At 45.5% G+C, this 13,573-nt stretch carries 13 protein-coding genes; 5 read left to right on the top strand and 8 right to left on the bottom strand.

Going from position 1 to position 13,573, the window contains the following annotated elements; all coding sequences use genetic code 11:
* Nucleotides 1–75: 75 nt before the first annotated feature.
* The 3 genes from argH to argF form a co-directional block, all read right to left on the bottom strand.
* Nucleotides 76–1,461 carry an argininosuccinate lyase gene (gene argH, locus AC1U9U_RS00345; RefSeq protein WP_479958551.1) on the bottom strand — a complete coding sequence of 462 codons (1,386 nt, stop codon included), beginning with the start codon at nucleotides 1,459–1,461 and terminating at the stop codon, nucleotides 76–78.
* A gap of 325 nt (nucleotides 1,462–1,786) precedes the next feature.
* Nucleotides 1,787–2,992 carry an argininosuccinate synthase gene (locus tag AC1U9U_RS00340; protein WP_479958550.1) on the bottom strand — a complete coding sequence of 402 codons (1,206 nt, stop codon included), beginning with the start codon at nucleotides 2,990–2,992 and terminating at the stop codon, nucleotides 1,787–1,789.
* A 120-nt stretch (nucleotides 2,993–3,112) separates the two neighbouring features.
* Nucleotides 3,113–4,069: an ornithine carbamoyltransferase gene (gene argF, locus AC1U9U_RS00335; protein ID WP_479958598.1), complete on the bottom strand. Its 957-nt coding sequence runs from the start codon at nucleotides 4,067–4,069 to the stop codon at nucleotides 3,113–3,115.
* A 336-nt stretch (nucleotides 4,070–4,405) separates the two neighbouring features.
* Here argF and AC1U9U_RS00330 point away from each other — a divergent pair, with 336 nt between their 5' ends.
* The 5 genes from AC1U9U_RS00330 to AC1U9U_RS00310 all read left to right on the top strand — a co-directional run bounded on the left by AC1U9U_RS00330 (nucleotide 4,406) and on the right by AC1U9U_RS00310 (nucleotide 8,284).
* The gene (locus AC1U9U_RS00330) at nucleotides 4,406–5,737 is read left to right on the top strand and encodes a zinc-ribbon domain-containing protein (RefSeq protein WP_479958549.1); all 1,332 of its coding nucleotides are present in this window, start codon (nucleotides 4,406–4,408) and stop codon (nucleotides 5,735–5,737) included.
* A 105-nt stretch (nucleotides 5,738–5,842) separates the two neighbouring features.
* Complete coding sequence (locus AC1U9U_RS00325; RefSeq protein ID WP_479958548.1) at nucleotides 5,843–6,187, top strand: cupin domain-containing protein; 345 nt, start codon at nucleotides 5,843–5,845, stop codon at nucleotides 6,185–6,187.
* A 265-nt stretch (nucleotides 6,188–6,452) separates the two neighbouring features.
* Nucleotides 6,453–7,295: an SPFH domain-containing protein gene (locus tag AC1U9U_RS00320; protein WP_479958547.1), complete on the top strand. Its 843-nt coding sequence runs from the start codon at nucleotides 6,453–6,455 to the stop codon at nucleotides 7,293–7,295.
* Between the two features lie 163 nt (nucleotides 7,296–7,458).
* The gene (locus tag AC1U9U_RS00315; RefSeq protein WP_479958546.1) at nucleotides 7,459–7,638 is read left to right on the top strand and encodes a type II toxin-antitoxin system antitoxin; all 180 of its coding nucleotides are present in this window, start codon (nucleotides 7,459–7,461) and stop codon (nucleotides 7,636–7,638) included.
* Entirely contained in the window at nucleotides 7,622–8,284 is a 663-nt protein-coding gene (locus AC1U9U_RS00310; protein ID WP_479958545.1) for a GOLPH3/VPS74 family protein, read from the top strand. The genes AC1U9U_RS00315 and AC1U9U_RS00310 overlap by 17 nt, the downstream gene beginning before the upstream one ends.
* Here the strand turns inward: AC1U9U_RS00310 and AC1U9U_RS00305 are convergent.
* From AC1U9U_RS00305 to AC1U9U_RS00285, 5 genes are all read right to left on the bottom strand, one after another.
* Entirely contained in the window at nucleotides 8,271–8,441 is a 171-nt protein-coding gene (locus tag AC1U9U_RS00305) for a DUF2284 domain-containing protein (protein ID WP_479958597.1), read from the bottom strand. The genes AC1U9U_RS00310 and AC1U9U_RS00305 overlap by 14 nt on opposite strands.
* Nucleotides 8,442–8,471: 30 nt before the next feature.
* Nucleotides 8,472–9,620, bottom strand: coding sequence for a uroporphyrinogen decarboxylase family protein (locus tag AC1U9U_RS00300; RefSeq protein ID WP_479958544.1), 1,149 nt, complete (start codon nucleotides 9,618–9,620; stop codon nucleotides 8,472–8,474).
* Between the two features lie 39 nt (nucleotides 9,621–9,659).
* Nucleotides 9,660–10,295: a cobalamin B12-binding domain-containing protein gene (locus tag AC1U9U_RS00295; protein WP_479958543.1), complete on the bottom strand. Its 636-nt coding sequence runs from the start codon at nucleotides 10,293–10,295 to the stop codon at nucleotides 9,660–9,662.
* Between the two features lie 83 nt (nucleotides 10,296–10,378).
* Nucleotides 10,379–11,188, bottom strand: coding sequence for a methyltetrahydrofolate cobalamin methyltransferase (locus tag AC1U9U_RS00290; protein WP_479958542.1), 810 nt, complete (start codon nucleotides 11,186–11,188; stop codon nucleotides 10,379–10,381).
* A 332-nt stretch (nucleotides 11,189–11,520) separates the two neighbouring features.
* On the bottom strand, nucleotides 11,521–13,365 hold the full coding sequence (locus tag AC1U9U_RS00285) for a cell wall-binding repeat-containing protein (protein ID WP_479958541.1): 1,845 nt from the start codon (nucleotides 13,363–13,365) through the stop codon (nucleotides 11,521–11,523).
* Between the last annotated feature and the right edge of the window lie 208 nt (nucleotides 13,366–13,573).

Raw genomic sequence — 13,573 nt, 5'->3', positions numbered from 1 at the left:
GATATTTCCCCTGATTATCTATACCCCGTATGGGTAATTCAAGGAGTTGTCCACAGCTTTTCCACGTTATCCACATTATCCACCGATCAATTGTTCTAAAGCCTTCTCTGTTAAAAGAATCCCCTGAGCGACAGTTTCCGGCGAAGGGCCGCCGGGGATATTCCGTTGGCGGACACAATACTCGATGCCGATGCTTGCAAAGAGATCTTCGGCAAATACAGAGGAATGCTCCTTAAACTCCGCTAAGGTCAAATCCTCAAGTCCACAGCCCCGCTTGGAACAATGAAGAACCAACTTGCCTACAATTTCATGGGCTTCTCTAAAGGGTACGTTTTTCTTGGCTAAATAATCCGCTAAATCCGTAGCATTAGTAAAGCCGCCTTTGGCACCCTCGGCCATGGCCTTTTTATTTACCTTCATGGTTCTTAGCATGGGCTCAACTACCAGGAGGGATTTTTGGATGGTATCCACCGCGTCAAAAACCTGTTCCTTATCTTCCTGCATGTCCTTATTATAAGCAAGAGGCAGTCCTTTCATTACTGTAAGCAGCGCAATTAAATCGCCATAGACCCGCCCCGTTTTGCCACGAACTAATTCGGCCACATCGGGGTTTTTCTTTTGCGGCATGATGCTGGAGCCGGTGGAATAGCCATCATCCATGATCACAAATTGAAACTCGCCTGTGGACCACAGGACTAATTCTTCGCAAAGTCTGCTGAGATGCATCATTAAAATAGAAGCTGCACTGAGGAATTCGAGAGCAAAATCCCGATCACTAACCCCGTCAAGGGAGTTCCAGGTAATACCGTCAAAGCCCAGCTCTTGGGCCACCATTTCCCGTTTCAGGGGAAAAGTGGTTCCTGCCAAGGCACCTGAGCCCAGGGGGGATACATTAAGGCGTTTGCGGGTATCCTTTAGACGGCCCAAATCTCTTAAAAACATTTGGGCATAAGCCATTATATGGTGAGCGAAAGAGATAGGCTGCGCTTTTTGAAGGTGGGTATAGCCCGGCATCCAAGTCTCTTGATGTTCCTTGGCTAAATTCAAAATGGTCCTCAAAAGGCTAACCAGCAAATCCTGGGTATGGTCAATCTCTTCCCTTAAGAATAGGCGCAAATCCAAAGCCACTTGATCATTGCGGCTTCTTCCCGTATGTACTTTCTTTCCCACGGTACCCACCCGTTCCGTGAGAAGTTTTTCTACATTCATATGAATATCTTCGGCACCAATCTCGAATTCGATCTTGCCGGCTTGAATATCCGTTAGGATGCCTTTAAGACCCTCCATGATTTGTTCTGCTTCTTCGGGGGTCAGAACTCCTATCTCCCCCAGCATCCGGGCATGGGCGATACTTCCTTGAATATCCTGCTTGTACAATCGTTGGTCAAAAGAGATCGAGGAATGAAAATCCTCCACCAAAGCATCAGTTGATTTTTCGAAACGGCCACCCCAAAGTTTCATCTATAATTTCATCCTTTCATATATACAGAGTAGTTAGATCCTTCGCACTTGCTCAGGATGACAGGTGCTTTGGTCTATGTCATACTGAGCGATTAGCGAAGTATCTTGACCCGAAATAGACTACAAGATCCTTCAGTCATGCTTCCTTCAGGATGACAAACGTACTGATATGCTAAAGAAAACCCGGCTTCGCCACGAAAGCACTGCTTTCGCACTTGTTGCTTTAGCGAAAGCCAAGTCGTTGGTTGCCCTGATGCGCCTTGAAACTTATACTTTCTGAATAGCCAGAAAAGCACCCTGAGGGTGCTTTCTTCTTCTATCTTTGTTACCTCAACCCTGACTTTTTCTCCATCAAAGCTCTTACCTTAAGGGGAAGACCGAAAAGATTAATGAAACCTTCGGCATCCTTTTGGTTATAGACCCCGTCCCGGCCAAAGGTAGCGAATTCTTCGCTAGAAAGGGAGTAAGGAGATTTCACTCCGGCCAGGCTGCAGTTGCCTTTGTAAAGCTTTAAGCGCACGGTTCCGGTAACGTTTTTCTGAGTGACATCCACAAAAGCGTCTAAGGCTTCCCGCAAAGGTGAATACCAGACACCGTCATAGACCAGCTCGGCGTATTTGAGAGCGATTTGCTCTTTATAATGAAGAGTTAAGCGGTCAAGAGTAAGATGCTCCAAAGCTTGGTGGGCAGTGTAGAGGATAGCTCCTCCCGGGGTCTCGTAGACACCCCGGGATTTCATCCCTACCAAACGATTCTCCACCATATCTACAATCCCAATACCGTGCTTGCCGCCGGCGGCATTAAGGGCGGTCAATAATTGCACCGGACCAAGTTTTTCCCCATTCAAAGCTACAGGGATTCCTTGTTCAAAGTCTAATTCCACATATTCCGCCTGATCAGGGGCATCCTCCGGGGAAACTCCAAGCAGATAAAGATCCTTCTTGGGTTCATTCCAAGGATCCTCTAAATCGCCCCCCTCATGGCTGAGGTGCCAAAGGTTCCGGTCCATGCTGTAGGGACGGTCCTTGGTCACTGGAACGGGGATTCCCCGCTCAACAGCATAATCAATGGCATCTTCCCGGGACTTAATATCCCAGATTCGCCAAGGAGCGATGATTTCCAGGTCGGGATTCAAGGCTTTAACCGCCAATTCAAAGCGTACTTGGTCATTTCCTTTGCCTGTGGCACCATGAGCAATAGCCACGGCTCCCTCCTTCTCGGCGATTTCCACCAAGCGGCTGGCAATCAAGGGGCGGGCAAAAGAAGTCCCTAGGAGGTATTTTCCTTCGTAAACCGCACCGGCTTTTAAAGTAGGATAGATAAAATCGGTGACGAACTCTTCTTGCAAATCTTCTATATATAATTTACTGGCTCCGCTCTTGATGGCCTTTTCATTAAGGGGCTCTAACTCTTCCCCTTGTCCTAGGTCAGCGGCCATGGCAATAACTTCATAGCCATAGTTTTCTTTCAGCCAAGGAATGATGATGGAGGTATCCAAACCTCCGGAATATGCAAGCACTACCTTCTTCATGGAATAACTTCCTTTCTATAACTCTTCGACTTAACTTATATTATTTCTTGATTAAAACCAAAAATCCTGCTAATTGTCCATTGCAAGCACCACGAAAACCCCACCTAAAGCAAGTTTTCTTTATAACAATAAGGCCATGATCGCTTTATGAGCATGGAGACGATTCTCTGCTTCATCAAAGACCACCGATTGGGGACCTTCGAGGACTTCCCCGGTGATCTCCTCGCCCCGATGAGCGGGGAGACAATGCAAGACGATGGCGTCGGCTTTCGCTCTTTCCATGGTTTCACCATCAATTCTATAACCTTGGAAAGCCTCCATCCGGATTGCGGCCTCTTCCTCCTGTCCCATACTGGCCCAAACATCCGTATAGAGTACATCGGCGTCCTTAGCAGCCGCCAGAGGATCTTCCACCCACTCTACTAAGCCACCGTTTGCTTTGGCCTGTTCTTGAGCAACAGCCATGACTTGAGCATCAGGCTTATAGCCTGCCGGTGAGGCAATAACCACATGCATCCCCATTTTTCCGGCAAACATCAGGGAATGAGCCATATTGTTCCCATCTCCAATATAGGTAAGTTTAAGGCCTGCCAAGCGATTCTTATGTTCCTGGATAGTCAGCAGATCTGCAAGGACTTGAGTAGGATGAAGAAAATCGCTGAGTCCATTGATGATCGGTATATCGGCATACTGAGCCAGCTCGATTACATCCTGATGGCTGTGAGTTCTGATCATAATCCCATCCACCATCCGGGATAAGACGCGAGCAGTATCTTTTATAGGTTCCCCGCGTCCAATTTGAATATCCCTATTGCTTAAAAATAAGGCATGACCACCCAATTGAAGCATACCGGCTTCAAAAGCAACCCTAGTCCGGGTGGAAGACTTAGTAAAAATCATGGCTAAGGTCTTCCCTTGAAGAATGGGATGAGGAATTCCCTTTTTACGCTCTTCTTTTAACTCCATAGCTACCTTGAGCATGTGATTAATTTCTTCCGGGATAAAATACTGAAGACAGATATAGTCACGACCAGCAAATCTTTCTTTATCTAAAACATCTAAAACCGGCATCTGCATCTCCCTCTCCTTTATGTTTTTATTGCTTTCCGTGTAGTACTGGTTCTTCATTAATGAGACTTCTTTCAGAGAGGATCAGACCCTCGCCGAATGTTGAGTCCATACCGTACTTATTCACCCTTTGGTGAACTTGTTATGCATCATTATACTAGTTGATGTATAAAAATACAACAATTATTTTGACCCTTGCGCCATATCTCCCAATTTCCCTTGCTTAAATTCTTCCAAGTAAATTTATCGCGTATAAGGAGTTTCTTTTTACATAAGGTAAATAAACAAAAAACCTATCCAAAAAAGAATCCCCCGTGTAATATTAATGTAGTACAGAAAGGCGGGATGATATTGACTTGGACTGACCGTATGAAAAAAACCATCGAGACCTTTAAAAGAATGGCATTACCCCTCTACGGCTTTTACATCCTTTTCTCCCTTATCGGCATCATCATTGCCGTTATTACTGTGGGGGCTACCCTTTTACCCTTTATGCGCGTTCATGGGTTTAATCCGTCCCTCTCAGCCACCCCCTATATGGACCCTAATATCCCTGTACCGCCGGGATATGATCCCGCAATGGGTTATGACAACGGCTACAGCTATGGATTCGACTTCTTTAACGAATTTGCACCCTATTGGGATATGGCTCCCCTGATTTTACTTAGTATAGCCCTGCTCCTGTTGGTCGGTTGGTTCCTGGCTGCATTTTTCCTGGCCGGGGTCTTTCATCTCACCAAAAAAGCCTACAGCGAAAAAGCTCAATTTCGTGATATCCGACTGAAAGGCTTTCTGCGTGTGTTAGGCTGGTACGGTGTAATCGGCATCATAGGAATTGTCCTCGTTGGGTTAGGGGTATTAATCGCTTTCAGGTTTCACTCCGAATATGCAAAGGCCTTCTTTGGCATTGGCTATGGTCTTGCCCTCGTTGCTCTGGGAATCTTCCTGGCTCCTTGGATTTCTGCGGCACCCTATACGATGTTAAACCGGCTTCACCTTCCCTTTGGTAAGGCCTTTAAAGAAAGTTGGCGGTTCTACCGTCGACATATGGGACCCTTATGGGGAGTCTTTTTAACATTGTTGGGTATTCAACTGTTAATCAGCTTTATTGATCGCAGCGCACCTGATATCGGGCTTTTGATTATCTTTATTACTTCGCCCTTTGTAGCAATCCTACCCATTGTTTGGGTATTCACCCTTGAAGAAGAAGAGCAACCTATCCCCGTCGCAAATCTTTATACTTCCCCTTCGGAAAGTTCCCCCGCTCCTACCTCCTGGACTCCTACCGGATCAGACATAACTACTGCTCCGGTTTCGCGATCAGACAACTCTCTCTATACTCCTCAGAATTATCCCCCTGACGCCCCCAATAAAGACTATACTACTTCTGAACCTGCTCCATCTACGCCGTCACCAAGCAACCCCGACTATCCCTCCGGCAATCCTTATACTCAACCGGAAGATCCCCATAGGTCACCCGGCGAATCGGCAACTCCTTCCTCTCATATCTACATCCCACCGACTGACCCCTATGCTCCTTCCAGTTATACCCCTCCCGTTTCTCCATCGACCTCGCCAAGGGATTCTGATGACTCCCCCGTGAACTTCTGCCCCACCTGCGGCAAAAAGGTTCGGGAAGGGGCCAGCTATTGTTCCCAATGCGGTACGAAGCTATAAGCTTAGGGAGTTTTAGATTGCAAAAGATCACTTTTTTATTCCGAAAAGTTATGTTATGGTGTGATCATATCTTTGATCGTTCTTTTTAAGTGAGGAGGAATTTTTATGATTAGAAAAACCATTGAAGAAACTGTACATAACGCCCGCGGGGGCCAAGGAAGTGTCGTTTTTTCCCACATCTTAACCAAGGAGGAAATGATGGGGCATGGAGCCGCCTACGCTAAGGTCACTGTAAAACCTCACAGCAGTATTGGTTATCACCAACACATCGGAAACATGGAGCCTTATTACATCCTCTCCGGAAAAGGAATCTTCACGGATAACGACGGTACACGCACTGAAGTCGGGCCCGGCGATGTTTGCATTATTAAAGTAGGTGAAAGCCACGGCCTGGAAAACAATACTGATGAAGATCTTGTCATGATGGCACTCATCCTCAATGAGGGTTGATTCTATGGAATATCTACCCAAGAATATCTTAAGTCATTGAAGTCAAGTTATGCCTAGTCTCTGCTGATATCCGGTAGAGACTTTTTCTTTAGGACAAACTGTACTATATAATTCGGCAAACTGTATTACCTTTGCAACAAATCTTAACCTTTTAATTGAATCAGGAGCCTTTCTGTTTACATTTTACTGTAACAGTGATATCATGTTGCTATCAAAACAATTTCAGTCTATGCTTAGACTAATCTTACAAAGGAGGTCATAGTTTATGAAAGAAAAGAAAGCTTGGGGGCTCAATGGTTATCTCGCAGTAATTATCCTTTTGGCCCTATTGGTCGGAGGCACTGCGCTCCTGATTCAAGCCAAAATCATCTTGGGTATCACCCTCATTGTAATCGGCATACTTTTGTCCAGCGGGATTGTTGTCGTTCAACCCAATAAGTCTTACGTGGTAACCTTCTTCGGGAGCTATGTAGGTACTATCCGCGAACCCGGCTTGTGGTTTACCATCCCACTTTCTATGCGCAAATCCGTCTCCTTACGGGTACGCAACTTTAACAGTAAAACTTTGAAGGTCAATGATGTGGAAGGAAACCCGATTGAAATCGCCGCCGTTATCGTTTTCCGGGTTATCGATACCGCGAAAGCTGTCTTTGATGTGGATAAATACGAACAGTTTGTTGAGATTCAAAGTGAAACCGCTCTCCGGCATGTGACCAGCCGCTACCCCTATGATAACTTCGCTGAAGAAGGGTATTCCCTGCGGGGCAATTCCGAAGAAGTAGCTCGTGAACTGACTAAAGAACTTGAGGAACGGTTAAAAGTAGCGGGGGTAGAGATTTCCGAAGCAAGACTGACCCATCTTGCCTATGCTACCGAAATCGCCGGCGCCATGCTCCAACGGCAACAGGCCAATGCCATCCTGGATGCCCGTCAGATCATCGTTGAAGGTGCGATGGGGATGGTACAGATGGCTGTGGAACGTCTGGAAAAAGATAATGTAGTTCAGCTGGATGAAGAGCGCAAAGCCGCTATGATTAATAATCTCCTTGTCGCCATTGTCTCCGATCGTTCCGCCCAGCCTGTAATTAACACAGGCACCCTTTATTGAAACAGGGGGACAGGTTCTCTGTTTCAAAGCAAGTTATACTAATACCAGATCAGAGTTCAAGGAATAAGCAAATTTGATATTCGGCTTATCCAGTTAGCGGATGTCCATATCCGACCACTGGCCCCGACTTTTGACTTCTAAAATATGACAGGTGTTGATATGCATGCCCAAAAAACAATTTGCGCTAAGGTTAGACCCTAACCTTTATCGCTCCCTGGAAAAGTGGGCAGCCGATGAATTTCGAAGCGTTAACTCTCATATTGAGTTCCTGCTCCGGGAAGCCACCCGCAAAGCAGGCCGCCTAACTAAGGATGCGGAAACACCTGATGAAGGAGGAGATTAATATTTTAACCTTAATGGAAGAAGTTCTTCTCCTATCCCTAAATGAGAATAAGGGTAACTTTTCCTTCACAGCCAGCTCGGTTGTAGATTCCTGCCTCACAGGTGCGCTGCTCATGGAGTTGGAGTCTCTTAAGCGGATTCAGGCAGAAAAGAAAACCTTAGAGGTCCTTGATACAGGGCCAATTAAGGATTCCCGCCTGGAACTCGTTCTGAATCAGATCAGTTCCAGTAAGCGTCACCGCACTCCTGAGCATTGGGTGGGAAAACTCCGCAGTTCTTTAAAAGGCCTACGGAAAGGGCTTCTGGAAGAGATGGTGGCTAAAAGTTTATTACGAGAGGAAGAAAAAACCTTCCTGTTCTTTACCACCACACGCTATCCGGTTCGCGATATCCGGGCGAAAAAGGATATCTTAGACCGAATTCATCGGATCCTGCTCCGGGGAGAGAACCCGGACCTGCGTACTGCTAAGCTAATCGGCTTGCTCTATGCCGGCGGTTTGCTTCCCTATCTTGTGGACAGAGAGGACCGCAAGGAAGCACGTAAAAGGGCTAAGGAAATCACCAAAGATGATATCCTTGCCAATGCTGTAAAAAAGAATATTCAGGCTCAATATGCCGCTACTACGGGGGCAGCTACCGGTGGATAATCCAAAAGACTAACAAGATCATTGCTACATAGGAAATGGAATTTTCATTATTTTTATAGGGTATTCCATAGTGTTTAATTAAAGATAAAACGTCTATTCCGTTAGCCTCTAAGGAAGAAACCGCTTTGTTATATTTAAAAACCGAGGAAGGCTGGATCTTCCTCGGTTTTGATATAGTATTTGCTAATTAATACTTGCAGTTGTCTTGGAAAGTTTCCCACATGGCGATAAAATTCTCGATAGGAACATCATCCTGGACATTGTGGACGGTCGAGAACACGAAACCTCCATCTTTTGCAAAGGCATCAATATTTCGCTTGGTTTCCTCTCTGACTTGTTCCGGTGTTCCTTTAGGAAGGGTTGCCTGTGTGTTGATGCCTCCACCCCAGAAGGTGATGTCTTTGCCGTAAGTTTTTTTCAGGTGTTCCGGGCTCATATTTGCCGCAGATATCTGTACCGGATTCAGGCAAGTAAAGCCTGCTTCGATGATATCGGGAATTATCGCTTCTACCGAGCCACAGCTGTGTAAGGTCATATGACCGACGCCCTTGGCTTTGAGGTAGTCATTCAATTTCTTGTGATAAGGGAGAACCATATCTTTGATCAGTTGTGGGGAAATAAAGGTTCCGCGCTGGGTGCCGAAATCATCGGCCTCACAGCAAACGTCAACCAGTCCGCCATAAACTTCTAAGATGTTATCATAGTACTCGATTTTTTTCTCCAGCAACTTATCCATAAACTGTGTGCAGCGTTCCGGTTCTGTAAGCAACATAGCAAACCAATTTTCGAAGCCCCACATCAATGGTCCCTGCTGGAGGAAGCCATTGCCGAACTGTTCCGAGATGGTGGTAGCAAATCCTGCCGCACGATAGTCTTCCAGCTGTTTGCGATCGGCAGCCGGAAACTTCTCCGGCACCGGCCAGATGAACTTCCGGTCTTCTTCTTCATCCTCGGAGTCCTGCAGCACACCACCGACCAAGTCATAGTACAAGCCCTGATGTTTGGGCATTCTATATTCAGTACCCCAATTATTGATATAGTGGTAACTTTCTGCGTCTTCCCATTTTTTCGCGTAAGGGTTTTCAACTTGGGGGATAGGGTGAAGAGCGGCAGCTCGTACATCGCATTTCAAAAGATCCAGCACTTTGTCGGATGCTGTTACAAGCTGGTAAGGAATATGATTCATAACTATGTCTTCTTCAATACCAAAGTAATCCAAGAGCTTCTTATAAAAATATACAGTAAATTTACAAGAGCATCCGGCACCTAAGTCAAGAGGTATCCGATCCGGTTCCTTATGATTCAGTGCGGTTAAAAGTCTTTCGCGACTATCCATTTTTATCCCTCCACATAATATTTTTTGTTACTTTTGGGGTTAGCCAACCAATTCTTTGGCTATCGCTGCCGCTGATGCGGCATCGGCTGCAAAGGCATCTGCACCGATAGAATCAGCAAACTCCTTACTAATCGGCGCCCCTCCCACCATGACCTTAACTTGCTCATGCAAACCTGCTTCTTTAATGGCGGCAACTATTTTTTTCATGGCAGGCATAGTGGTGGTTAACAAAGAAGATAAACCGACCAGGTTGCAATCCGGGTTTGCTTTAATTGCTTCGATTAACTTTTCTGCGGAAACATCGACACCGATATCGAGTACTGTAAATCCTGCACTTTCTACCATCATCGCAACAAGGTTTTTGCCGATATCGTGCAAATCCCCCTCTACCGAACCGATAATAAACTTACCCCGTGATCCACCATCATTGTCACCTAAATGGGGCTTTAAGACTTCCACCCCAGCTTTCATGGCGCGGGCAGCAACAAGCATTTCGGGAACAAAGATTTCATTGGCTTTGAACTTTTCACCAACAACCCCCATTGCACTAATCATGCCTTGATTTAAGATATCAAGGGGGCTGTGACCTTCTGTTAAGGCTTGTTGCACAAGTTCTACGACTAACTTTTTCTTGCCTGATTCAACCGCGTTGGAAATTTCCTGGATTTTTGACATCGTAATCCCTCCATTTTTCTATAGATTTATTTTTTCTATAACTGGGCTTTAAGCTCTAAACTTTAAACTTTGGTTTTGAAGTTTTAAGCTTTTGGCAATGGCCCAATACGACCCTCTCTAAATGCTGAAATATACTCGAGGCAGTCTTCATCCGCTTGTAATAGTGCCTCCGCTGCATACATCATCCCTAATAGATCTCTGTTCGTGGGATCCATAATGGCACTATCCATACCGGCATTCATGGCTAAGATCAGGAAGGTCTGGTTAATCAGTTTGCGGGCAGGCAAACCGAAGGAAATATTACTCAGACCACTTGTGACATGAATCGTTGGATGGCGTTTCTTGATTTCCTTTGTACATTCAACAAAGGTTGTTAAAGATGTTTCCTTTGTCGCCAACGTCTCAACCAATGGGTCGATATGCAAGCGGGATGGATCGATTTGGAACTCTTCTGCTCTCTTCATAATGTTCTCAAAAACTTCCAAGCGTCTTTCCACGGAATTCGGTATCCCACGATCATCGCAGAGTAGGGCTACGCATTGCCAATCCGTTTCGGCAATAACCGGGAATATTGCCTCGACTTTATCCCCTTCCATTGATACCGAATTAACCAAGCCCGGCTTTTTACAGAAGGGCAAAGCAGCTACGAGGGAGCGGGGACTCGGACTATCCACACAAATCGGCAGATCTGAAACCTCCTGCACCAGATCAATCAGCCATTTCAATGTCTCAACCTCAGATTCCACTTCCACCGAGGCGCACACATCAAGATAATGCGCACCTGCTTCCATTTGCTTCTTTGCACAATCGCGAATGTAGTCTGCGTTTTTTTCACGGATGGCTTTTCCCATGGATGGAATCGAGCCGTTAATTTTTTCGCCAATAATTATCACAGATAATCTCCTCCCGACTTGCTTCAATGTATTGAACAGCCTCCACCTGCTGTTCTATTATTGCAAATTCCATGCCAACAGAAAATTCAGAGTATTCGCCATTTATTGAATGCCCTGATCATAATCATAATCACCTGTCTTCTGACTTCTAACAAACTTATATGAGGATACCCTTTCTTTCTTCAACGGTTCATTTGGTGATCGCAAATGTACTCACCATGATCACAAACAGAATCGATAAACCAAGGGACGTTTCCCATGGCTCAAAACCACAAGAGACGTCCCCTTTAACCCTACAAATCCAATTTTAGTCCGCGACAATAATCTACTGCTTAAGACTTTGACGAAGACGGGTACTCTTCGAAAAGCTTAATCGTTAATATGCCTTCCCCAACCGAAGTACGGATTACCAGATTATCCGCAGTGTTGTTTCTAAACTTAAAATCTAAGACCGGCCAGGCAACAGTGGCATCTCGCCCGGCCGGTACATAACCAACTGTCAACGAGTGATGGTGTCTTTCAACAATTTCCAGCTTGGCAAGATCGGTGGCATTATACAGGGTGGAGGATACTTGACAAATTCCTCCCCCGAGGCCGGGAATAAAAGCATTTCCTTCAATTACTATCGCCTCTTTATAACCTGCTTCATAAGTTCGTTCGCCGACAGTCTCATTAAAGGAGAAGCTTTCCCCAGGTGCTAACACCTTGCCATCAATCGCCTTAGCAGCTAAGCGGATGTTCTCGGTACGGTTGATTTCTTGGGGATTAAAATGCGTCGAGTATTCAGCAATTGGAAGAGGGTCGGTAACTTTAAGCTTAAGTCTAACCGTTTTCTTATAGCCCTCCACAACACCTTCAAAAACCTTTAAGCCTTGAGTAGAAGTATCTGCAACTGTGGTATTCCACTTAACCGTCACCTCCACATTATCGCTATTATAAAGTCGGGCTTGAACTGCTGTGGGCAAGGAAAATTTACCGCCTTGGGCGACGGTTGCCGCGACGTCAGGAATTGAGTGTATATCGGTTATTTCAGCTTTCCCGGTAAGTAAGTCCGTAACATTCTCCACCATTTCTGCGGGGACCACTCCACTACCCCCAAAGGTAACTAACTGTGGCTTCAACCCGTTGGTGTAAAGATCTCTAAGGTAATTGGCTGCCGGCTTGGGCAAGGTTGGTGAATTAGGGTCAATAAATATTATCGGGTCCCCTGTTTGGGCGGCCACAACACTACCGGCTAAAGCATCGGCAAAATTATTGCCCGTGGTTAAAAACAAAGTCTTAGGGTTCTCGGCGAAAGTTTTGGCAATTAAAATATTGGTATCAAAGCGGGATTGACCAGCCAGTCTTTCTACGCCGGCTAGAGGCAGTACCCCCGCTATTTCCGCTAAGACCTTTTCCGAAATCGCTCCGGTTCCCCCCGTGATATAAACCTTGGCCGGCTGCTTTTCCCGCAAAAACGCTTTTACCTCCTGAGCAAGAGCAATTTGAGGAGATAACAGAATTGGCCAACCTTGATTAGCGGCAAAACCGGAAATGCTTAAAGCATCCGGGTATTGTTCACCGGAGGATATGATTACGGTAGATACATTACCGGCTTCAAGGGCACAGGCGATTTGGTAAGATGTATCATACCGATTCTTTCCTTCAATTCTAACTAAGTCGGAGAACCCAAAATTATGCAGTTCATTCTCAAATTCTTCGCCGATGATTCCTGTGCCCCCGATGATATAAATTCTTCCCTCAGGTTCAAGATTTTCCCGAACATAAGCAAAAGCATCTTGGGATTTTTCGATGGTAGAATCGACTAGTAAAATAGGGGCCTGTAATTCACCGGCTAAAACACTAGCGGACAAGGCATCGGCAAATTCATTCCCGGTTGTTAAAATTATGTTCTTAACCTTGGCCATACTAAAATACTCAGATATAACTTTGGCCGTCTCGTACCTGGTATCTCCGGAAAGCCTTTTATGAGTAATGTTCTTTGCAGTAATATCCTCCTGGGCAAAGTTATCGCTCTGAGTTAAATCAGCTCTTGGGAGAGTTGCAGCCACTGATCCGGTGGTTGCATAGATCGGTGCGGTAAGGTAAGTACAGCACCAAAAGGTTAAAAGGGAAGCCATAATCTTGCTCTTTTTTGTTCTCCTCTTCAAATCCTTCACTCCTTCAACTACACGCATAATTATCTCATGTTGAAGAAGTGAAGCCTGTCGAAGAAGGCATCCTTAGTAATGCTTTTAATCAGGCATAGTGTCTTATTTTAGCCGAAAATCCCATTTTACTCTAAGCCAAGGAGCGGGGCTTTGCACATTTATCGACATACCTAAGACTTTTAAGGTTACAAAATCAGATGAAAAAGAGTATAATTACAAATAATGCGTTTGGCTG

The organism is Desulfitobacterium sp., from assembly GCF_982384815.1.
The sequence above is the reverse complement of the archived record's forward strand: the minus strand, read 5'-3'. Positions and strand labels throughout refer to the sequence as shown.